25 protein-coding genes are annotated in these 25,930 nt (G+C 44.0%); 3 read left to right on the top strand and 22 right to left on the bottom strand.

What is annotated here, in order from left to right:
• Positions 1-33: 33 nt before the first annotated feature.
• The 9 genes from B3O12_RS05545 to B3O12_RS05585 all read right to left on the bottom strand — a co-directional run bounded on the left by B3O12_RS05545 (position 34) and on the right by B3O12_RS05585 (position 10,540).
• Complete coding sequence (locus tag B3O12_RS05545) at positions 34-1,140, bottom strand: DUF4837 family protein (protein ID WP_189629315.1); 1,107 nt, start codon at positions 1,138-1,140, stop codon at positions 34-36.
• Between the two features lie 85 nt (positions 1,141-1,225).
• Positions 1,226-2,563, bottom strand: coding sequence for a lytic transglycosylase domain-containing protein (locus tag B3O12_RS05550; RefSeq protein ID WP_189629316.1), 1,338 nt, complete (start codon positions 2,561-2,563; stop codon positions 1,226-1,228).
• 8 nt (positions 2,564-2,571) lie between these two features.
• Positions 2,572-3,993, bottom strand: coding sequence for an Asp-tRNA(Asn)/Glu-tRNA(Gln) amidotransferase subunit GatA (gene gatA, locus B3O12_RS05555; protein ID WP_286755588.1), 1,422 nt, complete (start codon positions 3,991-3,993; stop codon positions 2,572-2,574).
• Positions 3,994-3,999: 6 nt separating this feature from the next.
• Complete coding sequence (locus tag B3O12_RS05560; RefSeq protein WP_189629318.1) at positions 4,000-4,200, bottom strand: Sec-independent protein translocase subunit TatA/TatB; 201 nt, start codon at positions 4,198-4,200, stop codon at positions 4,000-4,002.
• A gap of 257 nt (positions 4,201-4,457) precedes the next feature.
• Positions 4,458-5,660: a murein hydrolase activator EnvC family protein gene (locus tag B3O12_RS05565; protein WP_189629319.1), complete on the bottom strand. Its 1,203-nt coding sequence runs from the start codon at positions 5,658-5,660 to the stop codon at positions 4,458-4,460.
• On the bottom strand, positions 5,644-6,417 hold the full coding sequence (locus B3O12_RS05570; protein WP_189629320.1) for a DUF4292 domain-containing protein: 774 nt from the start codon (positions 6,415-6,417) through the stop codon (positions 5,644-5,646). The genes B3O12_RS05565 and B3O12_RS05570 overlap by 17 nt, the downstream gene beginning before the upstream one ends.
• Positions 6,395-8,134 (bottom strand): tetratricopeptide repeat protein, encoded by a 1,740-nt coding sequence (locus B3O12_RS05575; protein WP_286755589.1) that lies wholly within the window; start codon positions 8,132-8,134, stop codon positions 6,395-6,397. Before B3O12_RS05575 ends, B3O12_RS05570 begins: the two co-directional genes overlap by 23 nt.
• 33 nt (positions 8,135-8,167) lie before the next feature.
• Complete coding sequence (locus B3O12_RS05580) at positions 8,168-9,652, bottom strand: oligosaccharide flippase family protein (RefSeq protein ID WP_286748212.1); 1,485 nt, start codon at positions 9,650-9,652, stop codon at positions 8,168-8,170.
• Positions 9,653-9,754: 102 nt separating this feature from the next.
• Positions 9,755-10,540, bottom strand: coding sequence for an enoyl-CoA hydratase/isomerase family protein (locus B3O12_RS05585; protein WP_286755590.1), 786 nt, complete (start codon positions 10,538-10,540; stop codon positions 9,755-9,757).
• Positions 10,541-10,705: 165 nt separating this feature from the next.
• Between B3O12_RS05585 and B3O12_RS05590 the strand changes: the two genes are divergently transcribed.
• Positions 10,706-12,157, top strand: coding sequence for an NADP-dependent isocitrate dehydrogenase (locus B3O12_RS05590; protein ID WP_189629324.1), 1,452 nt, complete (start codon positions 10,706-10,708; stop codon positions 12,155-12,157).
• A 53-nt stretch (positions 12,158-12,210) separates the two neighbouring features.
• On the opposite strand, the gene B3O12_RS05595 is transcribed toward B3O12_RS05590, so the two are convergent.
• The 5 genes from B3O12_RS05595 to B3O12_RS05615 form a co-directional block, all read right to left on the bottom strand.
• Entirely contained in the window at positions 12,211-13,269 is a 1,059-nt protein-coding gene (locus tag B3O12_RS05595) for an adenylate/guanylate cyclase domain-containing protein (protein ID WP_229838611.1), read from the bottom strand.
• A 26-nt stretch (positions 13,270-13,295) separates the two neighbouring features.
• Entirely contained in the window at positions 13,296-13,655 is a 360-nt protein-coding gene (locus B3O12_RS05600; protein WP_286755591.1) for a nuclear transport factor 2 family protein, read from the bottom strand.
• A gap of 119 nt (positions 13,656-13,774) precedes the next feature.
• Entirely contained in the window at positions 13,775-14,737 is a 963-nt protein-coding gene (locus B3O12_RS05605; protein ID WP_286755592.1) for a sodium-dependent bicarbonate transport family permease, read from the bottom strand.
• Positions 14,738-14,770: 33 nt separating this feature from the next.
• Positions 14,771-15,061: a hypothetical protein gene (locus B3O12_RS05610; RefSeq protein ID WP_286755593.1), complete on the bottom strand. Its 291-nt coding sequence runs from the start codon at positions 15,059-15,061 to the stop codon at positions 14,771-14,773.
• Positions 15,058-15,318 (bottom strand): hypothetical protein, encoded by a 261-nt coding sequence (locus B3O12_RS05615; protein ID WP_286755594.1) that lies wholly within the window; start codon positions 15,316-15,318, stop codon positions 15,058-15,060. The genes B3O12_RS05610 and B3O12_RS05615 overlap by 4 nt, the downstream gene beginning before the upstream one ends.
• A gap of 87 nt (positions 15,319-15,405) precedes the next feature.
• On the opposite strand from B3O12_RS05615, the gene B3O12_RS05620 reads away from it, so the two are divergent.
• A complete protein-coding gene (locus tag B3O12_RS05620) occupies positions 15,406-16,329 on the top strand; it encodes a LysR family transcriptional regulator (RefSeq protein ID WP_189629330.1) in 924 nt (307 codons plus the stop codon).
• On the opposite strand, the gene B3O12_RS05625 is transcribed toward B3O12_RS05620, so the two are convergent.
• From B3O12_RS05625 to B3O12_RS05645, 5 genes are all read right to left on the bottom strand, one after another.
• Positions 16,326-16,631, bottom strand: coding sequence for a SemiSWEET family sugar transporter (locus B3O12_RS05625; protein ID WP_189629331.1), 306 nt, complete (start codon positions 16,629-16,631; stop codon positions 16,326-16,328). The two genes, B3O12_RS05620 and B3O12_RS05625, sit on opposite strands and share 4 nt — an antisense overlap.
• Before the next feature lie 67 nt (positions 16,632-16,698).
• Positions 16,699-17,340, bottom strand: a complete 642-nt coding sequence (locus B3O12_RS05630) for a hypothetical protein (protein ID WP_286755595.1) — start codon at positions 17,338-17,340, stop codon at positions 16,699-16,701.
• Between the two features lie 195 nt (positions 17,341-17,535).
• Positions 17,536-18,141 carry a short chain dehydrogenase gene (locus B3O12_RS05635; RefSeq protein WP_286755596.1) on the bottom strand — a complete coding sequence of 202 codons (606 nt, stop codon included), beginning with the start codon at positions 18,139-18,141 and terminating at the stop codon, positions 17,536-17,538.
• Positions 18,142-18,164: 23 nt separating this feature from the next.
• The gene (locus tag B3O12_RS05640) at positions 18,165-18,818 is read right to left on the bottom strand and encodes a type II secretion system protein GspG (RefSeq protein WP_286755597.1); all 654 of its coding nucleotides are present in this window, start codon (positions 18,816-18,818) and stop codon (positions 18,165-18,167) included.
• The gene (locus B3O12_RS05645) at positions 18,757-19,137 is read right to left on the bottom strand and encodes a GyrI-like domain-containing protein (protein ID WP_286755598.1); all 381 of its coding nucleotides are present in this window, start codon (positions 19,135-19,137) and stop codon (positions 18,757-18,759) included. The genes B3O12_RS05640 and B3O12_RS05645 overlap by 62 nt, the downstream gene beginning before the upstream one ends.
• 286 nt (positions 19,138-19,423) lie before the next feature.
• Here B3O12_RS05645 and katG point away from each other — a divergent pair, with 286 nt between their 5' ends.
• Entirely contained in the window at positions 19,424-21,661 is a 2,238-nt protein-coding gene (katG, locus tag B3O12_RS05650; RefSeq protein WP_286755599.1) for a catalase/peroxidase HPI, read from the top strand.
• Between the two features lie 695 nt (positions 21,662-22,356).
• Here the strand turns inward: katG and B3O12_RS05655 are convergent.
• From B3O12_RS05655 to B3O12_RS05665, 3 genes are all read right to left on the bottom strand, one after another.
• Entirely contained in the window at positions 22,357-23,142 is a 786-nt protein-coding gene (locus B3O12_RS05655; protein WP_286755600.1) for a WG repeat-containing protein, read from the bottom strand.
• 141 nt (positions 23,143-23,283) lie between these two features.
• Positions 23,284-24,606, bottom strand: a complete 1,323-nt coding sequence (locus B3O12_RS05660; protein WP_286755601.1) for a dihydrolipoamide acetyltransferase family protein — start codon at positions 24,604-24,606, stop codon at positions 23,284-23,286.
• A 75-nt stretch (positions 24,607-24,681) separates the two neighbouring features.
• A complete protein-coding gene (locus tag B3O12_RS05665) occupies positions 24,682-25,929 on the bottom strand; it encodes a competence/damage-inducible protein A (protein ID WP_286748199.1) in 1,248 nt (415 codons plus the stop codon).
• Between the last annotated feature and the right edge of the window lies 1 nt (position 25,930).

Raw genomic sequence — 25,930 nt, forward strand, 5'->3', positions numbered from 1 at the left:
CCTCAATTCAACCCTAAGGTTGTTGTGTTTCTATTAGGTTGTTCTGAAGGTGGTGAGTAGGGATTCCATTTCTCGAATGAGTTCTCTGTGACTTTCATTCGGATGAATTACGAAACCTTCGATGTAGTAAAGTTTACCTTTGGCTTCGTCTACAAAGGTGTAGCTCACAAAAGTACCTCCCACGGAGAAGTTGTTGGTTTTCCATGCACCGCGCATTTCTACGGTGTATTTATCTCTGAAGTTTATGTTTCGGAAAACAGGCTTCATGTAATTGGTTTCCGTAATCATATAAGACTCAGGATTCTCAGGGTCTCCATAGATGTACTTTTTTGCGATCTCATTTCTCAGAGCAATAATGTTCTCTTGCTTAAACTCATCTTGTGAGGTATAGTCTTTGGTATAAACGAACAGATTTTTACTCGGACCTACGGCTGGTAAATAACGGGCCCACATGAAATCATCTTCTAGCATGGCCAATTCGTAACTGGCAGGGATTTTAATGCTCACTCCCAACTGATCGATGACCTTATTCACAATATTTCGTGAAGCTACTGACATTTGGAGTTTGTCCGCCAGACGCTCTTTCTCCGCTATATTGAAATAGTTTTGAATGAGCTGGGCGTTTTCCCGAATGTTTTTAGCAAGGGTTTTATCGTCTTTACCAAAGAGCTGAAGTACTTTTTGATTTTTGGCAAATTGATTGTCAGAAGTTTGCATAAACCGGTCGGGGTTATTGAAAATAGTTTCTTTCGAACTCTCACTAAAGGTGGCTTGCAGCCACTTGTCGGCCGCAGATTGGCCTTCATAGCTCACTACATATACCAGGTTTCGCGCAATCTTAAATATACGGTTGAATTCAAAAGGTTCGATAACCCGAATGGTAAACATGGGTTCTGAACGAGAAAGCCCTGGAACCGGCTCTCTGAAAACCTCCTTTATAGCCTCGCCAAGCTCTGCATCGTATTTGTTTTTATTCATTACGACAACAATCTCACCGGGCTCCCCAGAGGCCTCTGGAAGAAAATTCTCATTTTTGGCAGTGGCATTGCCCTCAGCATCTACATTGGCTCCTTCTTTTCTTTGGTTACAGGCCACGGTGAGCAGTGCTGTAAAAACGAGTATTGCGTATAGTCTTTTCATAGCGCTCTAATTAGTTGTTTTGAAGGAAATGAATTCTGCCTGTATTAACAAGATAAATCTACTAAAAGTTTAGTTGTTAATTTGGCTAACCTATTCTGAGCTTCATGCCGGGCTTAATGGAGTTGCCTTTTAAGTTGTTGAGCTCCTTAATCCGGTCTATGCTCAGGCCTTTATACATACGAGAAATATCCCAAAGGGTGTCACCCGGTTGCACTACATGCAGTTTGGAATCAGGGATGGGCTGATCGCGTTGATTGGCCGTAACAGAGGAGGCATCGTAGAAATCGGGGCCAATAAAAATATCGAGGCGCTGGCCCACCCGAATGAGTGAACCTCTTATGTTGTTCCAGCTTTTTAGGTCTTCCAGCCGTACGTTGTGTTTGCGGGCAATTGTTCCCAGAACATCGCCACTTTTTACCCGATATACTACCTTTTCTTTGCCAAACGTACTGCCTGGCATATTCTTGGCAATTTTTTCGAACTCCACTTTATCGGCCTCTGCTTTGGCTAAAATAGATTCTTTGTGGGTTTGGAAGTAGCGCGATTGATAACGCGGTATTCTAAGCTCAAAGTTTTTGAGATTGGCCGGAATGGCCCCCTTTTTAATGGCCGGATTCAACCGTTCTATCTCCTCTATGTCAATTCTACCTTCATCGGCTAAAGTTTTCAGGTAAACAAACTGATTGGTTTTTACTACATCGTAGTCTATAGGGTAGAGTATCTCGGTGGGGTATATGTTGTGCACATCGGCATATTCCATTGCGTACAGTATGGCGGCAAACTGGGGTACGTAAGAGCGTGTTTCTCTAGGCAGGTAGTTGTAAACCTCCCAGAAGTCTTCTTTGTGTCCTGCTCTTCTCATGGCTCTCCAAACATTGCCAATGCCGCTGTTGTATGCGGCCAGGGTCATCTTCCAGTCTTTAAAAATACCGTAGAGCCAGGCAATATACTTGCAGGCAGCTTCTGTAGATTTTTCCGGGTCCATTCGCTCATCAATGTACCAGTCGATGTGTAAACCCTGCTCTCGAGCGGTTGGAGACATGAATTGCCAAAGGCCTACGGCCTGAGGACCTGAAACTGCTTTTGGGTTGAGGCCTGCTTCAATTATGGGTAAATATTTGAGTTCCTGAGGCAGGTTGTACTTGGCCAGGTATTTCTCAAAAATGGGGAAGTAGACTTCTTTTCTGCGCAGCATTTCGCGGGTGTAATCCCGATCGCGAACCGTAAAGTAGTTGATGAAGGCATGCACACGATCGTTAAAGGCAATGTCAATTTCAAGATCTAGCTCGTTGTACCTTCTTTCTATTTCTTCATAAGGAAGATCAGGCGCATAATCATATACTTCATGAGGAGCCAAAGCTTCTTGAGCAAAGGCTGTAACTGTGAAACATAGCAACAAAAAGACGCTAATCAACTTTCTCATAGACTGCTTTAACGCGAATTGTTTTGCTGGATTTTCGAAAATGCGAAAAGTTTTTCTTCCTCAAAAGCCGCTCCCATAATTTGCATCCCTATTGGTAAGTTTTTAGCATCATTGCCCATAGGAACGGAAATGGCCGGCAACCCACAAATAGAGGCCTGCACTGTGAACAAATCGGCCATGTACATAGCCAATGGACTAGCGTGACTCTTGTGTTCAAAAGCCGTGGTGGGGGTAGTGGGAGTAATTATGAAATCTACCTTTTGCAATATTGCTTCCGTGGCCTCTTTAATGAGGCGTCTTAGTTTCTGCGCCTGAGTAAAATAAGCATCGTAATAGTCGGCACTTAACACAAAAGTGCCGAGCATGATCCTTCGCCTTACTTCGTCTCCAAAGCCCTCCGTTCTCGAGTTTTTATACATGGCTTCCAAATCGTTGGAGGTACCACTTCTTAAGCCATAGTGAGCTCCATCGTAACGAGCAAGATTAGTGCTGGCTTCGGCCGTTGTAAGTATGTAATAAGTGGGTAGTATATATTCGGCAAAAGGAAAACTTTCTTCTACTAATGAATGACCGTCTTTTTCTAACTCACGCACCCAGTTTTTATAAGCCTCTTGTATTTCGGGCTGTAGTCCGTTGTGGTCAAACAGTTCGGGGAAATAGGCAATTCGATAAGTACCGTGGGGTTGTGCATTACTATATTGGGCAACCTGACGCGATGAACTGGTAGCATCTTTTTCGTCTCTACCGGCTATGGCTTCCAGTATGCGGGCATTATCTTCAACAGACCTGGAAAATATGCCTATGGTATCGAACGATGAGGCGTAGGCCAGAAGCCCCCAGCGGGAAATACGAGAATAAGTGGGTTTTAAACCATAGATGCCACAAAAGGCAGCGGGCTGTCTTACCGAGCCTCCGGTGTCGGTACCGAGTGCTACATGACACATGTTGGCGGCTACGGCAGCAGCTGAGCCCCCTGATGAGCCTCCTGGAACACGCGCGGGATCTACAGGGTTTTTGGCAGGGCCATGGGCTGAATTTTCATTGGAAGAACCCATACCAAACTCATCGCAGTTTTGCCTGCCAATGAGTATTGCGTCTTGTTGGAGTAATCGCTCAACAGCAGTTGCGGAGAACTGAGATTCGAAACCCTTAAGGATGTGGCTGGCCCCCGATACTTCATGGTCTTTGTAGCATATGAGGTCTTTGAGGCCAAAAATTAAGCCGACCAACGGGCCGGCTGTTTTTAGCTCAATTTTTTTATCTAACTCGCGCGCCCGTTGTTTGGCTTCTTCTGCATATACCTCTACAAAGGCGTTGAGTTGTTTATCTCGCTCAATGTTGGTCAGGTAGTAGTCTACCAACTGTGAACAAGTTATTTTTCCAAGCGAAAGGTCTTCCTGAATCTCATCCAGTCGATGATATTCCTTCATTGAAACCTATTGCTTATCGATTTCCTTACCTGCTTCGTCTACTTCTTTCTTAATCTCCTTGGTAGCATCTTTAAATTCTCTGATGCCTCGGCCAAGGCCACGTGCCAAATCAGGTATCTTTTTGGCACCAAACAAAAGAAGCACGATAAATAAGATGACAAAGATTTCGGGTCCTCCCGGCATTCCTAGCGCTAAAATTGTTTCCATGGACATAAATTTCAATTCGTCAAAGATAGGCAAAAACTATGATTCTAAGCCTAGAAAACCAACTACTTTAATGGTAGTTCCTGATTTTTGCTGACAGATGGCCTAAAAAATACGATAGACTACTTACTTAGGTCGTATGATGTATGTTTCTACGGTCTACTATCATTTAGTCTTCGCAAATAGCTGTGAACAGACCGCTTGTGGCCGGGAGAGTTCTATCCGATCTAAGTAACTCACTCACAAATATGATATGCGGCTTAAGGCTTATTGTTTTTACGCTGCAACCAGGTTTCGGGGTTAACTGTTCCGTTGGTGGCATTGATGCGGAACTTCATTTCCGACACATTTTCATTGTTGGTGAGAACTTGCCCTAATACATCTCCTGCCTGCACCTGCTGATCTTTTTTGACGGTTACAGCTTTTAGTTTTGAGTATGAGGTAAAGTAATCGCCATGCTGGAGTATAACGGTGATTCCCTGACCCGGAATAGACATTACGCCAATTACTTTGCCGGGAAAAACGGCCTTGACGGTTGCATTGCTTGAGGTTTGTATGTCTATGCCTTTGTTATTGATTTCTACTCTTTTGAGTGTAGGGTGGGCGTGTAGTCCGTATTTCGAAGAAACAAAGCCTTCATCTACCGGCCAGGGGAGTTTGCCTCGCTGTTGTTCGAAAGCCGTACTCAGGGCTTTCATGTCTACGTTGGCCAGGGCAGCGGCTCTTCTTTCGGCTTCTATTATATCTTCTATGCGGCTGGTGAGTTCGCGTTCGGATTCCCGTTGTTTCTCAAGTTCTTTTTTAATGCGGTTCTCTTGCTGCTCCAGTTGGGCGATAAGCTTCTTTTGCTCCAACTGCAAGCCTTGTAGTTTTTGATTTTCGCTCAACTCATCATTCAAGAGGGCTTGTTTTTGTTCTTTTTGTCGAGCCACCTCAGCTATTTGCTCATTGAGGTTTTGCTGAACAATCTCAATTTGCCGAACCTGTTTTTTACGCGCATCTCCATATTGCCTTATGTAGCGCATGCGCATGAAAAGCTGGTTGAATGTACTGGAGGAGAACAAAAACGTGAGTTGATTAAAGCCGGAACTGGTTTTTTGTGTGGCGTAAATCATTTGGCCGTATTCTTTTTTTAAGGCCTGAAGATCCCTTTCCATAGCATTGACAATGCTTTGATTTTCGGCAATTTCAGCATCGAGTAGGTCTACCTCAGAATTGATGGCCTTAATGAGGGAGGCACGCGAAGATATTTGATTGTTTAGAGCCTTGAGTCTACCCAAAGAGGTGCTTCTTTTTTCGGTAGTCTGATTTAGTATTTTTTCGTTTTCCTTAATTTTTCGCAGTATCTCTGCTTTCTGTTTTTCGAGTTTATCACGCTCATTTTGAGCCAATAAGGTATTGCTCCAGCTCAAGGCCAGCACAAAAAACAGAGTAAGTAAAACAGACTTATTGGCGCTTCTCATATCGGTCTGGGATATTGAAAGGAAAGCTAAGCGATTCGTCTTCAATTTTCACACGGTTGTGTTCAATGTCAATTTCGGCCTCCTGTTTTTTGCCGTCCTGATAGTAGGTGAGAATCATAAGGGCTTTGTAAGCAAAAGGCTTGTCTTCTAAGGGTTTGAAGTCGCCATATTTGAGTTCCAGTGTGTTGTCATTTCTAAGTGTGGTGGCAAACACATTCTCCAGTCTTCTGTTTTTTGAACTTACCATATTGCTAACCCTCAAATCTCTTACGCGCTGAGTGACATAGAAATTGTTGTTTTTTTCTACAATGTCATCGTTTTTGGAAAGTGGTACGGGTAAATCACCAATAATTATGGCCTGAAAAAGAGAGTAGCTAAACTCAAACTGAAACTGTTCGCTTAGTTGCTCAAAACTATAGGCATATATGTTTCGGTTTATTCTGTCCAGAATAATCACAGAGTCGCGGGTAATTTGCCCTCTAGCCCCCTCAATACCCACTCCATTGCTCAGTGTGAACCAAATAAGGCTGTCTCTCTTAATGCGTATGTTGGCGGTAGCTTTGGTTTTATCTTCCTGATTTTTGTACCTGATTTTGGAGCGGGTAGAAATATATTCGTAGTCAATTTCTTCTATAGTAAGCACCTCTCTGGGTGAAAACTTAAACCCTAAGAATCGTTTGTTACAACTGCTAAAAAGCACTAGCATGGCTAGCATGCCCAGATATAATGCCTTTTTAATTGATTTGTCCGCTTGCAATTTTCTGATCTAATTTTTCTGAACCCCCACCGAGTTCTTTTGCCATTTTCCAGTACTTGACTGCCAACGCGTTTAACTTGATCTGAAAGTAGGTATCTCCAAACAGTTCAAGAGTAGCGCCATCGTTCAAATCTTCAAATGTATGAATATAATGTAAGAGTGTAATAAGGGCTTGATTATACTGTCCGTTGGCGTATAACTTTTCGGCCGACTCTTTCACTTTTTTGAGCTCTGCATTTTTTTCGGATACAGGGGCTGCATTTTTTTCCACCCGGCTGAGGAGTATTTCTCCGTTTTGCTTCAACGCATCGGGGTGAACTTCCTCCAGGCTCACGGCTTCTTTCAATAGGCTGTCGGCAGTTTCGGTTTGTCCGTTGAGGAAAGCTATTTGGGCTTGTTTGGCCAGTATCTGACTTTTAAGCAAAGTGTTTGCACGAGTCATTCGGGTGGCCTGACCAAGTAAGTCGCTGGCTTCATCCAATTCGTTCAGCTCTATTTTAGCGCTGGCCAGATAAATGTAAAAAATGGCCTGATTAGGGAATAGGCTTAGCGCTTCTTCAGCATCAATATTGAGTTGCTTCCAGTTTTCGTTTTCGTAGGCGTGGGTTAATACTTTATCCCACACTTTAAAATCGCCCGGCTTTAAATCTTTGAGTCGCTGATATTTTTCTATGGACTTTGTTCTGAAGAGGGCGCGTTGTGGACCGCTGGTTTGTTCGGCTAGTTTGGTGTAAACGTAGGCTCCGTTTTCTATAGCCAGAGGTTCATTAGGGTATTGGTTTTCCAGAGCGGTCTGTAAACTGTCTATGAGACCAACCGGAGGTTGGCTGCTATTTTCTAGTATCAGTTGCCCGAGTAACAGTACTTTATCTGAAAGTGAAGCATTTGGATCGTTAAACGAGCGGGTTAATAGTTGAAACTTGGCGTCCGATTGCCCCTGAGAAGCATAAAGATCGGAAAGTAGCAGGCGCATAGCGGCATTCATGGATGTTTGATTTTCCAGAAACTGTATGGCTTCGGCTTGTTGGCCTGAGCTACTCAGTACATTGGCATACTGGTACTTGATGTCCATATCGAGCGGATAGTCTATGACCAACTGCTCCATGAGTGTAATGGCCTCTTTTTCTTTTGAGCTTTGCATGAGCATTTCAACCAACTTCATGCTTTGATCCAGCGTTAGGCTTTCCTGTTTGCGGAAGAGTTCTATGGCTTCTCTGGTTTTACCCACGGCCTGAAAAACATTAGCCAGCTCCACCAGGTATACCTGATAGTCAGGGGTGTAAGTAGCCATGAGTTCGTAGTAGCGCGCAGCACCTTCGGGGTTTCGGTTTGCTTTTTCCAGTTCAGCAGCCAATACGTAGTAGTACTTGTTGTTGCTCGACAAGGCAATGGCTTTTTGAATGGCCTCCACACCTTTCTTAGTGTCGTTTTTCGCTAAATAAATTTCGGCCTTTTTAAACCAGGCAGCGTGGTTTTTTTCATCTACGTCAATGGATTTATCCAGAAAGGCAATGGCTCGCTCATAGTCTTCGAGCAAAAAGTATTTTTGGGCTTCAATGAGCAAGTATTCTGCATTGGCCTGGTCATACTTGCTGGTCTCTTTTTTAAGCGTACTTTCAACCTGCCATGCCTTAAGGCTAAAGGCACTCAAAATCCAGATAAGTGCAAGAAAAAGGAGTTTGTTAATCTGCTTCACAATCTGTTCACGCAACGACATTCTTTAGCTGTTGGTTGTAAATACTTGATCTAACTACCGTGTAGGATTGCTTACGGTTTTGTAGTTCAACGATTTACCTTCCCTGAGATACATAAATACCGCAAAAATTAGAGTAACAAACAAGTCTAATCCATACGAAAGCCACCCATTAGTCAATTGAATGAACTCCACACCATAAATTACCCCCATGGCCAGAAGCAGATAGCCGGCCAGTGGTTTGAAACGATAGGGGATAGCAAACTCACTTTTGCCTTTTTGGTAGCATAGAAAAGACATTACGGCATAACAAAGCAAGGAAGCAAAGGCGCTTCCGTAGTAACCCAATAGCGGAATGAGGAGTACATTGCCTGCGAGGGTAACCACCGCACCGATAAGCGCAAAATAGGTTCCGAAAATGGTTTTATCCTTTAGCTTAAACCATACGCTGAGGTTGACATAAATACCATATAATAGTTTGGCTAAAAGCAATACGGGCAATACATAAAGTGCTTGTTTGTATTCGGGCTTGCGCAAAAAAAGATCGCTAATAAGGTCTATGTTCAAGGCTACGGCCACCATCATAAAGATGTTAAACACTACAAAGTAGTGCATGATTTTAGCAAAAAGGGCGGGTGCTTCACGGTTTTCGGCATGGTTGAAGAAAAAGGGTTCGGCAGCATAGCGGAAGGCCTGAATACCCAACATCATAATTACACTGAGTTTTACAGCACTGGAAAAAACACCCAACTCCGATTCTCCAAGTAACTCAATCATTATCAGGCTATAACCTTGTTCGTTGAAGATGCCACCCAAGCCCATTAGGAAGATGGGAAGGCCATAATTGAGCATGGGTTTGAAGGTTGGCCAGTGGATTCTCAGCCTTAACGACTTGAACTCTGACCACAAAAAGGGTATGTAGAGTAGATTGGCCATTAAGTTTACCTGGAAGATGTAGCCAACTCCATAATCGGTTTTATAGAAACTCTCTACAAAGCCTGAAAGAGATGAGAGGTATTTGCCTTGTAGAATATCCGGGAATACAATTATGAAAAGAAGGTTGAGCAGAATAGTAATGGTAATCACCCCGGTTTTGATGAGCGCAAATTTTAGTGGTCGTTCTTCCAACCGTAGCTTGGCAAACGGAATGGCCACTACCGCATCTATAAAAAGTATAGCGGCCATGTATTGAATATACTCCGTTTGAATTCCCTTATCGAGCCAGCGGGCTATGCCCGGTGCCCCTACATACAGCAGGCCTGAAAGTAAGCCGGAGACCAGTAAGACTGCAGTAGCCGCATTATGGTATGCCTGGCGCGCATCAATTTTTCGGCTAAAACGAAAAAAGGCCGTTTCCATACCAAAGGTGTAGATTACCAGCCCCAGAGCCAGGTATGTATAAAGATAGGTAACGCTTCCATACTCCTCGGTGACCAAACGGGCGGTCCATATAGGTAAAAGCAGAAAGTTGAGCACCCTTCCGAGAATGCTGCTAATGCCATAATAGGCGGTTTGTCCTGCCAGTTTTCTGAGTTGACTCATAGAAAGCCCGGGCTTTTAAGGCCCAACATGTGAGTTGTGTTGGTCATGTATTTTCACCACCATCACTCAACGTAAAAAAAGCAAAAATGGTGTTGGAATCAGTTACTCTCCTTTAAAAGTTGCCGGTCGTTTTTCAAGAAATGCCGTGGTGCCTTCTTTGAAATCAGCGGTTTTGGTACAAGCTGCAAAGCTATTGGCCTCGGTCTGGTAACCATTCTCCTGTTCGTTGAAAACAGCATTGACACAGTCTATAACCAAACCAATGGCTATGGGTGCTTTGGAGGCAATTTTGCCCAATATTTCTTCACACTTCGCCTTTCCTTCTTCTATGGTGTTTACCACGTGGTTGGCGAGTCCAAGACTTTTGGCCTCTTCGGCACCAATCATATCGGCAGTCATGCAGAGTTCAAACGCTTTCGCTTTACCAACCAGTTGGGTAAGGCGCTGAGTACCTCCATAGCCCGGAATTATGCCAAGCTTCACTTCGGGCTGTCCAAATTTAGCCGTAGCTGTGGCTACACGCATGTGGCAAGCCATGGCCAATTCGCAACCGCCACCCAGGGCAAAACCATTGACCAAAGCAATAACCGGCTTATGGCAGTTTTCTATGGCAGCAAAAACCTCTTGTCCGCTTTCTGCAAATTTTCTGGCATTTACCTCAGAAAGACTGGCTATTTCAGAAATATCGGCTCCTGCCACAAAGGCTTTGTCTCCTGCACCGGCAACAACCACTCCTCTTATGGAGTTGTCGTCATAAATGGTTTCGAAGGCCAATTTTATTTCGTCAATGGTTTGGGCATTGAGCGCATTCATTTTGTCGGGCCTGTTAATGGTTAGGTAAACAATGCCCTCTTTATTTTCGAAAAGGATGTTGCTAAAAGCAGTCATATTCGTTTGAGCTAGGTGCCAAAGATAATAGCCATAGGTGGTAAACTAAAACGGCACCATCCATTCCTATAAAAAATGATCTAACAATTGGCAGATTTTGGGGTTTAAATTCCGAAAACAAACAATGGTCACTACCTTTGCGGCCGAAAGACTAACCCCAGAAGAATGAGTAAAACAGACAGAATTACAGTTGCCTATGGCGATGGTATTGGTCCTGAGATTATGGATGCTACCATTCGTATTATGGATGCCGCAGAAGTTGGCCTAACTTACGATGTCATAGAAATTGGAGAACAAGTGTATAAAGCAGGCCATAAGTCGGGCATAAGCCCCGAGTCTTGGGATATACTGCGTAAAAACCCTGTTTTTCTCAAAGCTCCAATCACTACCCCTCAGGGTGGAGGTTACAAAAGTTTGAACGTAACCATTAGAAAATCGCTCGGCCTTTTTTCCAACGTGCGTCCGTTTAGGGCTTACCCCCCTTACGTGCCGTCTCATTTCCCCCACATGGACGTGGTAATAGTGCGCGAAAACGAGGAAGACTTATATGCCGGTATTGAACACCAGCAAACCAGTGAAGTGGTGCAAACCCTGAAGCTGATTTCTGAACCCGGCTCTGAAAAAATTATCCGATATGCCTTTGAGTATGCAAGAGCCTATAATCGCAAGAAGGTGACTTGTATGACCAAGGATAATATTATGAAGCATTCCGATGGATTGTTCCATAAGGTGTTTAACGAAGTGGCTAAGGAGTACCCTGATATTGCTGCCGATCACTGGATTATAGACATTGGGTCGGCTGTTGTTGCAGCTCGCCCGGAGTCGCTCGATGTGGTGGTAACCCTCAATTTATATGGCGATGTGATTTCGGATATTGCTGCTGAAGTGGCGGGTTCTGTGGGAATGGCCGGTTCGGCCAACATTGGTATGAACCATGCCATGTTTGAGGCCATTCACGGCTCGGCTCCTGATATTGCCGGACAAAACATAGCCAACCCATCAGGCCTACTGAATGGAGCTACCATGATGCTTGTGCAGTTAGGCAAGGCCGACAAAGCCGAACTTATTCAGAATGCATGGCTCAAGACATTGGAAGATGGTATTCATACCGGTGATATCTATCGAGCGCAGCGCAGTGTGGAGCGTGTAGGTACCAAAGAATTTGCCGATGCGGTGATAGAGCGACTAGGCCAGAAACCAACTAAGCTAAAGCCTGTACACTACGATGAAAATGTTTCTATTAGTATAGATGTAAAGGAAAAACCGGCTAAGAAGAAAGAGCTTGTTGGGGTAGATGTGTTTATCGACTGGAGGGGCGAAAACAGAGATGCCAATGAGATAGGCGATAAGTTGCTCAACGAAGCTTCTACCGAGCGCCTAAAGCTAAAGCTTATCTCTAACCGTGGGGTGTTGGTATACCCTAATGGTATGCCTGAGACTTTCAAAACCGATCATTGGAGGTGCAGGTTTACCAATCCAAATGGAGAGGTTTTACAAAACTCTGATGTAATTGAACTGCTCCAAAATGTGCAGAAGGTCGGTTTCGACTTTATTAAGACGGAGCACCTTTATCAGTTTGATGGTGAGCGAGGCTACTCGCTAAGCCAGGGAGAATAATTGTAACGAATGTCTGGAGAAAACACGCTGGTCTACTGGGCTAGCGTGTTTTTTTATGATGCAGGCTCTACGGCATAAATAGCCACCGCCTCTTCCTTGCCCTTTAGGGGCATTTCTCCCATAAAATGAAAAACGAATTTTCTACCAAGAATTCGGTCTTTGAGATGTTGAGAAACCAGAAGCGGTTTCTCCAGCTCATTGCATTTGGCCTGAATACGAGCGGCTGTGTTGAGCGTGTCTCCGTGGTAAGCTATTTCTCTTTTGTATTTGCCCACTTCGGTGGTGGTAACTTTGCCCAGATTTACACCGGCTTTAAAAAACGGCACAATGCCATAGGCTTTTTCATAATGCTCTTTGCGCAATTCTATTTGGTGCTGAAAAGCGTAAAAAGCTTTAAGGCAGTTGTTGTTTCGAATGCCGGCAGGGGTTGGCCAGGTGAGTATGGCCTCATCGCCCACGTATTGATAAATTTCGGCCTCATAGGCCAATACCACTCCTAAGTCGTAAAAGCAGTCCTGGATCAGGTTGCTGTAGGTAATGTGGCCAAGTTTTTCAGCAAGCTGGGTAGAAGATTGCAGATCCAGAAACATAAATATACGCTCTTCTTCATGCGGTTCGTAGAATTCGCCCATGAGTAGCTTGGTGAGGTTGCCTTCGCCCAACATTAAATTAACCTGTCGTAAAACCAGCATAAACAGATCGAAAACAATGATGTAAAGATACACCACGCCACTACCGGCATCGGTAGCAAACTCCCACAGACCAATCTCAAATTTTAGAATATGTACAGACATTAAGTAGGCCACAAATATCATGGCGACTACAAAAGCCAATAGGTATACCCCCTTTATTATAAGGAGTTTTTTAATGGAGGTCTGCCGATAGATTTTTTCTTCCAGCAGAAACTGAAAGTAGCCTGAGATCATACCAAAGAAGCCTCCCAGTAGTCCGGCAAAGAAAATAGCTACGTCCAGGCTGGGGTTAAAGCGGCTTACCTCAACAGTGCCCACACTCCTGATAAAAACTAAAAATATCAGGCCTGCCATCCATCCCAGTGTATACTGGCGAATGATGGTCTTCTTTCGGTTGCGGAGTGGCTTGGAAAATTGCACGTTCAAAGCTAGTAAGATTGGGCAGTTTAGGTAGTTGGAAGAGGAAGATTGTGCACGCGAAGGAATGAAAGCTTATCCCAATAGCCTCTTTGAAACACTATTTTTCCTTCCGAAACCTGAAAAAAGCCACAACCTCGTAGTCCCAGAGGGTCTTTCCACTCCATAATAGCCCAGTCTCCATCTTCGAAAATATGCTCAACTATACAAGTCATTTTGGCCGTAGCAAACTCGGTTTCAAAACTGTTGATGATGGCTTTTTTGCCCTTTAAGGGACTATTGGCTACCTGATGGTTTATAGCCTCTTCGGCATATAGTTGGCCTAATGCCTGGGCGTTACCTTCGTTAAAAAGCCTAACCCATTCTTCAACCAGTGTTTTTGGAGTCATGTATTGGTGATTAAAAAGTAAAAACCTATGATTTTCTTCTGCTCAGAAGGTAATCATAGGTTTACTATCGTTTCTAAAAGTGCTTTGGTTGCGTAGACCGGGTTGTTTTTGTCTGCAAATCAGTTGAGGTGAATGATAGACAAATACAGGGGCATACCTAAGGTAATGTTGAGAGGAAAGGTAATGGCCAGTGCCATAGGTATATATAAGCTGGGGTTAGCTTTCGGGGCAGCCAGCTTCATGGCGGCCGGCACAGCAATATAAGAAGCACTGGCTGCCAGTATGGAAAACAGCAGTTGGTTGCCAACGTTATCTGTAATGTATTGGCTCACAAAGGCAACTACCGACCCGTTAATTAAAGGCACCAGCACAGCAAAACACAAAGTGAACCAGCCGTTTTTCAAGAATGTGGAGAGTTTCCTGCCACTGGTTATTCCCATGTCTAGTAAGAAAACCGCCAAAAAGCCTTTGAAAATATCGGTAGTAAAGGGTTCTATGCCTTGAGCCTGTTTGTCGGAGGCAAGAAAGCCAATGACCAAACTACCCAGTATGAGTACCACACTGCCATTGGTTACCGAATGCTTTAGGATACGGCTGAAAGAGACTTTGTGCTCACTTTCTTCTCTGAAAAGAGCCATAAGCAGTACTCCTATAACAATTGAGGGGGCCTCCATAAGTGCCATTACAGCCACCATGTGGCCATCGAAAGCTATTTGCTGCATTTCTAAAAAGGAAACGGCCGTTACAAAAGTTACTGCGCTTACCGATCCGTAGGCTGCGGCTATGGCCCCCGCATTTTGTACCCCAAGTCTCTTTTTTAGTAGAAAAAAGGAGTATATAGGTACGATAAGAGCCATAACTACCCCAAAAACCAACGACCAGAGGATTTCCGCATTTATAGTTTCGTGAGACAACTCCTGACCTCCTTTAAATCCTATGGAGAAGAGAAGGTATATGGAAATGAATTTGGACGAATTGGCTGGTATTTCCAGATCGCTTTTTAGCTGAACGGCCAACAGACCCAGAAAGAAGAAGAGCAAGGCCGGGTTGGTCAGGTTATCGAACAATAATTGTAATTCCATGAAGGCTTGGCAAATCCGGGCTGTAGGCCCGGTCTATCGGGTTAGTTTAATGTTGAATGAGACCGTTGCTTCAATATGGCAACCCAGCTGTTCTGCTAACATAAACCGTTCATGAAGTTCTTGCTTCTGTTGCTTTAGATGGTCTATATAAGCTTCTGTGTCGGCATTGGATTTTAGCTGATTTGGTTGCTCAAATGCCCTGAGGTTTTGAAGGTTTATTTGCTTTATCAATCCGTCTACCATGGCAGCCACTTGTTCAAAGGCTTGTGAAGGAGACAGGGTTTGGTTCATTAACTGTATTTGATTTTCTTTTTCGTGAATCATGACTTTTGATTGGTTTTACTTGATTGTATCAGGTGAATAATAGAAGCGAAGAAAACGATGGCTCCTGAGGCTATGGCGGGGGCCTTTAGGGCGCTGGCATAGGTGAAGACCAGCATAATCCAGCAAGCTAAAGCCAACAAAACTGTCCCTATGAAAACCAGGCTTTGACTTACTATGAAAGCTTCTGATTTGACAGGAGAAGTATTTTCTGACTTGGCTCGCTTTTCAGTCCATTCGGTTGTCGATGTTGTGCGCATAGTTCTTTTTTTAATGCGGCACAAAGATGAAGGCTGTGATTGATAAATTTTTATTTATCTTTCATATGTTAATCATAAACATAATTTATGGATTATACCCTGCATCAGCTCAAGGTTTTCCTTAAAGTAGTTCATACACAAAGCGTTACTAAGGCTTCAGAAGAGCTTTTTTTAACTCAGCCAGCAGTTTCTATTCAGCTCAGAAAATTTCAGGATCAGTTTTCTGTACCGCTATTTGAGGTAGTAGGTAGGCAATTGTACATCACCGATTTTGGAAAGGAAATAGCTGTGGCTGCAGAAAGGATTCTCAACGAGGTAGAAGCCATTAATTATAGAACCTTGGCCTACAGCCAGCAATTGGCAGGTCGACTCAAGGTTTCTGTAGTTTCTACAGGGAAGTACGTAATGCCCTATTTTCTGTCTGAATTCATGCGAAAACACAAGGGTGTCGATCTGATTATGGACGTAACCAATAAAAGTAGGGTGATCTCTAACCTGGAGGAAAATGAAGTTGATTTTTCGTTGGTGTCGGTTTTGCCTGCCCACCTGAGTATCGATAGGCTAGAGTTGCTTCAAAACAAGCTATATCTGGTGGGTAGTCCGCAACTCAGAGCTTTGGCCGATTCTGATAAAAAGGATTTTCTGCAACAATACCCTCTTATATATAGAGAACAAGGCTCGGCTACACGCAATGCCATGGAGTCGTTCATTCGTTCAAAATCCATTTCTACTTATAAGAAGCTGGAGCTTACTTCTAATGAAGCCGTTAAGCAGGCAGTAATTGCAGGACTTGGTTATTCTATTATGCCCCTTATAGGGCTCAGAAATGAGCTCAGAAATGGGCAATTGGAAATAATTCCATTGAAGGGCCTGCCGATTGTTACCCGTTGGAATCTCATTTGGTTAAAAGGCAAAAACCTCTCTCCGGTAGCACAGGGATATTTAGATTTTCTAAAGCAGAAGAGAAAGAAACTGGTGGAGGAGCATTTTCACTGGTACGAGCAATATTAATCTCTGGGTTTTCGGTAAGAGAGTAACTTCATAAACAGAATGATGCCCGCCAGTAGAGCCGTAATAATATTGGCGATTATGAGTGGGCGATTATCAATGGATAATCCATAGGCCAACCAACAAAGAGTACCTAAAAACATCATGGCAAACGTTGTGAGGCTCAGGTCTTCGGTGTGCCTTGTTCGAATGGTTTTTATGGCCTGAGGCAAGAACGCTCCGGTGGTAAGTATTGCAGCCAGTATACCCAAATTTTCCATAACTCTGGTGTATTTAAGGAATTGGCCAAAGGTAGAATAATTCATAATCTACGATATGAAAAGTAAGGAAAACTAATGCACCGTGTTGCATCGGTGCATTAGTTTAGCTGGCTTATTGTAAAGCAATGGGTGTTTGAGGTCTCTTGTGGTGCGCATATTCAAGCAGGGTTGCTACCTCGGTTTCTGCATTGAAATGAATTTTGAGCCAGCCTATATGATACTGACCATTCTGGTAGACCTGAATAGCCAATACTTTGCTACGTCCTATCCACGCACCTTCATGGCTTACCGAACCGCTATTGGTGGTCTTGCGTATGGCTATGGCGCCATGTTCACTGGTCCACTGTTCATTAGGTTTGAGGCTAAAGTCCAGTGTGGTGGGGGGATTCTCTGCAATAAGAAGCCCCATGTTTAAAAAGTTATCGTCAGAAAATGGTCCCGATTTGACTTTATGAGGGCCAATTGGGTTTACACCAACATAGAGTTTGTCGCCCTCCTGGTTGGCCGTAAGTTCTGCAAACACGGTAAAATCTACTATGCCGTCTTTGTTCATGTCTATGGTCAGAGGGTTGCCACTTCCCTGTTTGGCGGTGCGCCCGTCTATCACCCGAATAACTTCAGAAGGTGCAATGGGTTGGGGGTCATCGTTAGAGCAGCCCCATAGCCCAATGGTTAGCCCAAGTAAAGCCAAAAGGCTAAAGAAAGGCCTATCCGACAACTTGCGGATAAGCCTCTTACTGAATGTGTAGTACATTTGAGTTTTTGAGTTTTGCTTTAGACAACACCTCTCAAAGAAGGGTTGTAAGTCGTGTTCGAAAACTCTTTAAAAGAAAGCCGATTTATTAGGGATGGAGAAATAATATCGATAAATCAGGCCTAAAGCCGATTCTTACAGACAACGGAATAATCCTAAAAGAATGGGAAACTTCGGGCCTCTCTGGTATTAGTCTTAGTTTTCATAGATACGAATCACTTCTCCATGACCTTTCCCCATAACGCTTCTTACGTATGCATTCACGGCTTTGTGCATGGGCACGGGGTTGTGGCCAGGAAAGTAATCCTTGTATTTCGCATAGGCATCTTCTACCATGCCTAACGAAACCACATTGAGCCTGATACCATTGTGCATTTCCAGAGCGGCCGCTTTCACAAAACTGTGAATGCCACCATTTACCATAGCCGCACTGGTAGTCTTTATTACCGGGTCATCAGCCAAAATACCGGTAGAAAGAGTAATGGAGCCGTTGGCGTTTAAGTGCTGTCTTCCGATTCTCACCAGGTTTACCTGCCCCATTAATTTACTCCTCAGACCAATGTAATAATCCTCTTCGCTCAGCGAATCGAACGGAGCCCACTTGGCCTCACCGGCTATGCATATCAAGGCATCAATAGGGCCAGTTCGTTCAAACATGTTTTTAATAGAAGCGCTATTGGCAATATCTACCACTACATCTCCGGCCGACCTTCCGGCAACCAATACCTCATGCTCTTTTCTGAAATGCTCTGCAACAGGTTTTCCTATAGTGCCATGACCACCTACTATTAATATTTTCATAATTCAGTTGGTTTAAAAAATGGTTAATCACTCTTATCGTACACAATTATGTCATCTTCAGTTCCAAAGAGACCGTCTTTACCGGCCGATGTGAGCGTGTAAGAAGAGTCGGTACGTTCGTACTTGTAATTTTGGTTCCAGGCATCCTTCAGCCAGCCTTGCCAAATCGGTTTACTTTGTACAAATGAAGAGAAACTGTCAGGAAAGGTGTCGGTGTTGTTTTTATACCATTTCAGTGCTTCCTGGATTTCCTGCATTTCATCGCGGGTAAAACCCTCATTGAGATATTCCTTACGAACATATTGATTTCCATTAATTACAGAGAGTTGAAACAAAAAAATCAATGTAGGAATAATGATGATCACCGTGATTAATCCAAAGATAAGCTGAATCATGGCTTTCTTTTTGCCCTCCGATTTAGAGACCACCTGATAAATTTCGATAAAGGAGATGATCGCAAAAGTGGGGTATATAAAAAGTGCAAAATACGGTAATAGAAAAATAAGGAGAATGGGCAATAGTAAGTTTAGCAGGCCCGAAGTATACCTACCCATATAAAGCTGACCGGTGCCAGGAATAATTGCTGAAAGAATAAACGGAATTAGACTATTCATTTTATCGAACAGCAACGAATATATCCACTTCTGCCTGCTCCCAATTGTGGCTTCGTTCGTCATACACTTCAAAATCGAAGGTATAAGCTCTCTTCAAGTCGCTAGACCAAATGTTTTTCCAGCTATCTGCCATACAATCGGGCATTTTACCTTTAGCTTGTATCAGTGCATAGGTTTGTTCGGGTATGGCCAGCTTGCTCAATCCTTCTGGTGCCTCAGTGCCACTTTTTACACGACATCCAACAAAATAGTTGAACGCTCCCGTGTGGTCGCTTTCGTAATCGAAGTACACTGCGTATACAGCCTCATTTAGCTTATTCTGTATGGTCTGAGCTAGTTCTTGTGTTTCAAACTCTTGCCAGAGACTTCCACAGTCTTGCATGGACTGGCCATTTTGATTGCTTGTTTTTGTTTTTAGCCTAAGGCCGATTAGTTCAAAAGATGAGTGTGTCATAACAAGTGAAAACAATAATGATCAATAATACGAAAATGAGGAAGCATTACGTATGCCGGAGATAAAAACTAGTATCGTTAAAAGCTGAGATGGAAAATCCTTCATTTCATTTATCAGGTTGATAGGGTATAGATTATATAAATATGATACGATCGATTATTTATAAATTTTATTGCAAATTGAAGTCACTGTTGAAATTTAAAAAACACGATATATGGAAAATCACAACCCACACGGCAGCGCAAGCTACAATACCAATGACGCGGCCAATTGCCCTTTTCTAGGTGGAAAGCTCAATCATAGTGCCGGAGGAGGTACCTCAAATCAAGACTGGTGGCCCAATGCTCTTAAGCTGAATATTTTAAGGCAGCATTCCAGTCTTTCAAACCCAATGGGAGAAGACTTTAACTATGCTGAAGAGTTTAAGAAGCTGGACTACGAGGCACTAAAAAAGGACCTTCATGCACTAATGACTGATTCTAAAGACTGGTGGCCTGCCGATTGGGGGCACTATGGTCCGTTGTTTATACGCATGACCTGGCACGCGGCCGGTACTTACAGAATTGCCGATGGAAGAGGTGGTGGAGCCACCGGTTCACAGCGTTTTGCTCCGCTAAATAGTTGGCCCGATAATACCAATCTGGATAAGGCAAGAAGATTGCTATGGCCTATTAAGCAAAAATATGGTAACAAAATATCGTGGGCAGACCTGCTCATTTTAACCGGTAATGTGGCGCTGGAGTCCATGGGATTTAAAACCTTTGGCTTTGGTGGTGGTAGAGAAGACATCTACGAACCTGAGCAAGATATTTATTGGGGTTCGGAGCGCGAATGGTTGGATGATAAACGCTACTCAGGAGACAGAGAGTTGGAGAATCCGCTGGCAGCTGTTCAAATGGGCCTTATCTATGTAAATCCGGAAGGCCCTAATGGTAACCCCGATCCCATTGCAGCCGCTAAAGACATTCGCGAGACATTCGGACGAATGGCTATGAACGATGAGGAAACCGTGGCTTTAATAGCCGGAGGTCATACGTTTGGTAAAACGCATGGAGCGGGAGATCCTACCAAATATGTTGGTCCAGAGCCAGAAGGAGCCACTATGGAAGAGCAGGGTTTTGGATGGAGAAATACTTTGGGCAGCGGACACTCCGAAAATACCATTACCTCTGGTTTAGAAGGTATTTGGACCGATACACCAACCCAGTGGAGCATGAAATACCTTGAAAACCTCTTTAAATATGAGTGGGAGCTGTACAAGAGCCCGGCAGGAGCCTACCAATGGAGGCCTAAGAATGGTGGTGGCGAAGGAACCGTACCCGATGCTCACATAGAAGGCAAGTTTCATCAACCATTTATGCTCACCACCGATTTGTCCTTGCGCATGGATCCGGAATATGAGAAAATCTCACGCAGATTCTTAGAAAATCCCGATGAGTTTGCCGATGCATTTGCAAGAGCCTGGTTCAAACTATTGCACAGAGATATGGGCCCTAAAAACCGATACCTGGGGCCGGAAGTACCCACCGAAGATTTGATTTGGCAAGACCCCATTCCGGCAGTTGAACATGATCTTATCGATGCGGCTGATATTAAGCACCTGAAGGCAGAAATACTGGCTACAGGTCTGTCAGTTTCTGAGTTGGTGTCGACAGCCTGGGCTTCGGCTTCTACCTTCAGAGGTTCTGACAACCGTGGAGGAGCCAATGGCGCCAGAATTAGGTTTGAGCCTCAAAGAAGTTGGAAGGTAAATAATCCCGAGCAATTAAATAAAGTGCTCAATGCTCTGGAAGAGGTGCAAAAAGCGTTTAATAGTGCACAGTCTGGCAATAAGCAGGTTTCTATGGCCGATCTGATAGTGCTTGGTGGCTGCGCGGCTATCGAAAAGGCGGCCAAAGATGCAGGCGTAACCATTGAGGTGCCATTTACCCCGGGCAGGGGAGATGCTCTGGAAGAGCAGACCGATGCCGAATCGTTTGAGTGGCTAAGACCAAGAGCCGATGGTTTCAGAAACTATCAGCAACAGAAGTATTCCGTATCGGCCGAAGAGCTGTTGGTCGATAAAGCACAATTGCTAAAGCTTACACCTCCGGAAATGACAGTATTGGTGGGTGGAATGCGTGTGCTCAATACAAACTATGATGGCTCTAAACACGGAGTGTTTACCGACAAGCCCGGAGTGTTGAGCAACGACTTTTTTGTCAATCTTCTCGATATGAACATTAGCTGGAAAGCAACCAGTGCCGATCAGGATTTATTTGAAGGTAGCGACAGATCTACCGGAAAAGTGAAATACACCGGTACCCGGGTAGACCTTGTGTTTGGTTCAAACTCCGAGCTACGGGCATTGGCCGAAGTGTATGGTCAAGGCGATAGCAAAGAGAAGTTTGTCAAAGACTTTGTAGCAGCCTGGAATAAAGTAATGATGAATGACCGGTTCGATATAGCCTGAAAAACGGCACAGGACTAGAGCGAAAGGTGTCTCGAGGGGTAAAGCCTGAAAGACACCTTTTTTGTTTGGTCGTTGGTGGTTGGCTGTACAGTCTTGTATGGGGGAGTGGATCCTTTTTTATGCACGACTCATTGCATAGATTGAATTCAGTCTAAATTGAAATTGACTGATTATCAAATATTTAAAGTCTTATTGAGGTATATTGAGATTAGCGTAAACGAAATAATGATATGTCTATACGATTAGCTTCCAGTTGTTCTCATTGTGAGTCTCTCACTTCAGATAATATATGTTCGGTTCATAAGCTTAAAGTCAATGAAAACTATACCTGCGATAGGTTTTCACTCATACCAAAGCTTGATACTTCCAGGCATTGTGGCAACTGTGCCCGTCATCAAACCGATGCATGTGCACATCCAAACAAAGCGAGTGAGGGCATGCTCTGTTCAAGCTGGGCTCCGCAGGCGTAGCCATTAGTAAAACATAACATATAGTTAGCAGCCTTAAAGCTCCTGACTACCTGTAGTTCCGGCTTCGATCGGGAATTTTTTAATTGTCCCTATAACCCGGTTCAGATACCCTGTTAAAAAACTATAGTTAGCAGAAGACCGGGGCCATCGAGAATAGGTGGCTACCCATATCACCTTTTTAGAGCATGTGTCAGTGTTTTATGACGGGCTGCCGTTCAGGTGGTTTTACTTTTTTCTGTTGGCGGACGAAAAGACTACTTCCTTACCGTTGGAGTCTATTAGTCCTTCCTTGTTACCTTTCATGTATTTGGCATAATTCGAGAGACCTGTCGACCCAAAATCGAAAATGCGGTCATAGATTGGCTTCACAATTTCTTTTCCCGATGAATCAATAAATCCATACTTTTCATCCTTTTCTATTTTTGCCCATGATATACCGCAAGTGCCAAAATCAAAAATTCGGCTGTAGATTGGGGCGACTACTTCTATACCTGATGAATTGATGAAACCAAACTTTCCACCCTTCTCTACTTTAGCCCATGAGATTCCATTAGCTCCGAAATTGTAGATTCGGTCATAAACTGTGGGCACAACCTCTACTCCCTGGGCATTTATGAAACCTATTTTACCTCCTTTTTCCACTTTGGCCCATGAAATGCCATTAGAACCAAAAGAAAATACTCGATCATATATAGGGGGAACAACTTCCCGACCCTGGCTATCGATAAAACCAAACTTACCGTTCTTTTCTACCTTGGCCCAGGAAATACCATTAGAACCAAAGACGAAAATTCTGTCGTATTTGGGCTCAACAATCAACTTGTGGTTGGCGTCTATAAATCCGAACTTATTTTCAGACTCAACCATAGCCCAGGAAATACCATTTGCTCCAAAATCATAGATTCTGTCAAACTGTTTGAGTGTTTTGAGGTTTTCTTCCTGCGCAAAGATTTGGGCGGAAATGACCAGCATGAATAGGCCGGGTAGCCAATTGGTGTGTTTTGTTTTCATAAGGAGACCAGTTTTAAAACCATAATTTAACACATTTTTTTTAGTACAAATGGTCATTTGATAATGCTCCTTAAAAGAACAGGGCTTCATGTGACATGAAACCCTGCTTAATTCGGTCTATAGCTTAAAGAGTGCTTGTATTTATAGCCCTCTGTTTAAATCGAACTTTTCGAGGTAGTCGGCTACTCTTCGAACGAACATTCCTCCCAATGAGCCATCTACAACCCGATGATCGTAGGAGTGGGATAGGAACATTTTGTGTCTGATTGCAATAGCATCTCCATTTGGTGTTTCTATTACCGCAGGCTTTTTAACTACGGCTCCAAGCGCCAGAATACCCACTTGCGGTTGCATAATGATGGGGGTTCCCATTACGTTGCCAAAAGAGCCAACGTTAGAAACAGTGTAAGTGCCTCCCTGCAAGTCGTCTGGCGAAAGCTTGTTTTCACGGGCTTTCTTAGCCAGCTGATTTACTTTTTTGGTGATACCCACAAGGCTTAACTGATCGGCATTGTGAATTACAGGAACAATGAGGTTGCCGGTGGGTAAGGCTACAGCCATACCTATGTTAATGTCTTTCTTCTTGATTATCCGCGTACCATCTACCTGCACATTCATCATTGGGTAGTCCTTAATGGCTTTTACTACGGCTTCTATAAAGATGGGGGTAAAGGTGATTGGCTCTCCTTCGCGCTCTTTGAATTGCTGTTTTACGCGGTTTCTCCAATACACAATATTAGTTACGTCTGCTTCAACAAATGATGTAACATGAGGAGAGATGCGCTTTGAATCGACCATGCGCTCGGCAATCATCTTACGCATACGATCCATTTCAATGATCTCATCTTCACCAGAGATGCTTACCGGCATTGGTTGAGGGGTACGAGCCGGAGCGGCTGCAGGCTGGGCAGCAGGTGCCGGGCTGGAAGTGGCCTGTCCGGCCGCTGGTCTATTTTTCACATAGGCCAGAATATCTTTTTTGGTCACACGGCCTTCGCGTCCGGTACCCGGTACCGACTCAAGCTCTGCCATGGAAATGTTTTCCTGACGAGCAATGCTCATTACCAGTGGAGAATAGAAGCGGTCTGAACTGGTTTGTCCATTACTTGATTGTCCGTTGCTGGAGGCTGAAACTGCTGCTGGTTGAGCTTCGGCTTGAGGTTGGGGTGCTGAAGCCGTGGCAGCGGGAGCAGTAGTCGGCTGGCTTTCGGTTTCCACTGCGGTATCCGTTTCAATTTTAGCAATGGGAGCACCTACGGCCACCACATCGCCCTCTTTCACTAAAATTTCTTTAAGAATTCCTCCGTGAGTTGCAGGAACTTCTGTGTCTACTTTATCGGTGGCCACCTCCAAAACCGATTCATCGGGTTCTATGGTGTCTCCCTCTTTCTTTAGCCAGGTGAGCACAGTACCTTCCATTATACTCTCGCCCATTTTTGGCATTACCATTTCTACTATAGCCATTTCCTTATTTTTAGTGAATTAAAACGTTTGCACTAACTCGCAAAAGTAAACGAATTACCAAATATTATCAAAGTTTTATTGGTTTAAACTTTTTCTAACCAAATTTAATATTGCAATTTCTGTCAATTCAATATTTAATAGCCTGTTCTGAGTTAATTGCAGTTTTTTGGTGATGGTTTTTTCGCCATCCGCAAAAGCAATCCAAACTGTACCTATTGGTTTTTCGTCTGTTCCCCCTCCTGGGCCGGCAATTCCACTCGAAGCAGCACCAATATCGGCATTAAATAGCTTGCGTACGCCTTCAGCCATTTCTTTTACGCAGGCCTCGCTTACGGCTCCATAGGCCTCCAGAGTTTCTTGCCGTACACCAAGTATTTGCATTTTAAACTGGTTGTGATAGGGTACAACTCCACCCTGGAAATAATTACTAGAGCCGGCCACTGTGGTTAGTTTGTGTTGGGCGTAGCCTCCAGAACAGCTTTCGGCCAGTGCTATGGTTTTGTTTTTGGTTTTGAGCAATTGGCCTACGGCTTCTTCCAGAGAGGTTTCATCGTAGCCGTAAATAAATTCGCCTGCCAACGGAAGAAGCCTTTCAACCTGCTGCCCGACTTCCTCTACCAATTGTTGCTTGTTTTCACCTACGGCTGTCAGTCTTAGTTTTACCTGCCCTACACTCGGTAGATAGGCTAATGAAATATGTTCGGGTAGGTTGGCCTCCCAGTCCTTTATAATATCGGCCAAAAACGATTCGCCAATACCCACCGTTTTGATGAGCTTATGATAGATAACCGGGGTTTGAAAGTGACGGGATAACTTAGGCAGCACCAATTGCTTCATAAGATTTTTCATCTCGTGCGGAACACCGGGCAACGAGACAAAGACTTTTCCGTTGCGTTCGTACCATGTGCCGGGCGCAGTTCCAAGCTCATTGTGCAATACCTGGGCTACTTTAGGCACCAGGGCCTGTCTTTTATTAAGTTCAGTGAACTGTCTGCCCCTTCTTTCAAAGAAGTTTTTTACATGGTTTAAGACCGATTCGTTGAGTACAATTTCACTATTGAAATACTCCGCCAACATGGGCATAGTCAGGTCGTCATTGGTAGGGCCAAGGCCACCGGTAATTATCACCATGTCGGCTCTTTTTTCGGCCTCGGCAAAAGCCGTTAAAATGGCCTCTCTTTGGTCGCCAACAGTTGTTTTTCGCACTACTCTAACCCCTAGTTGATCCAACTCTGCACTAATCCATTGTGCATTGGTATCTGTGATTTGCCCATAGAGAATTTCATCTCCAATGGTGAGAATCTCGGCCAGTATCTGTTTCATT

Source organism: Roseivirga sp. UBA838 (genome assembly GCF_002296035.1).
GTDB lineage: Bacteria > Bacteroidota > Bacteroidia > Cytophagales > Cyclobacteriaceae > Roseivirga > Roseivirga thermotolerans.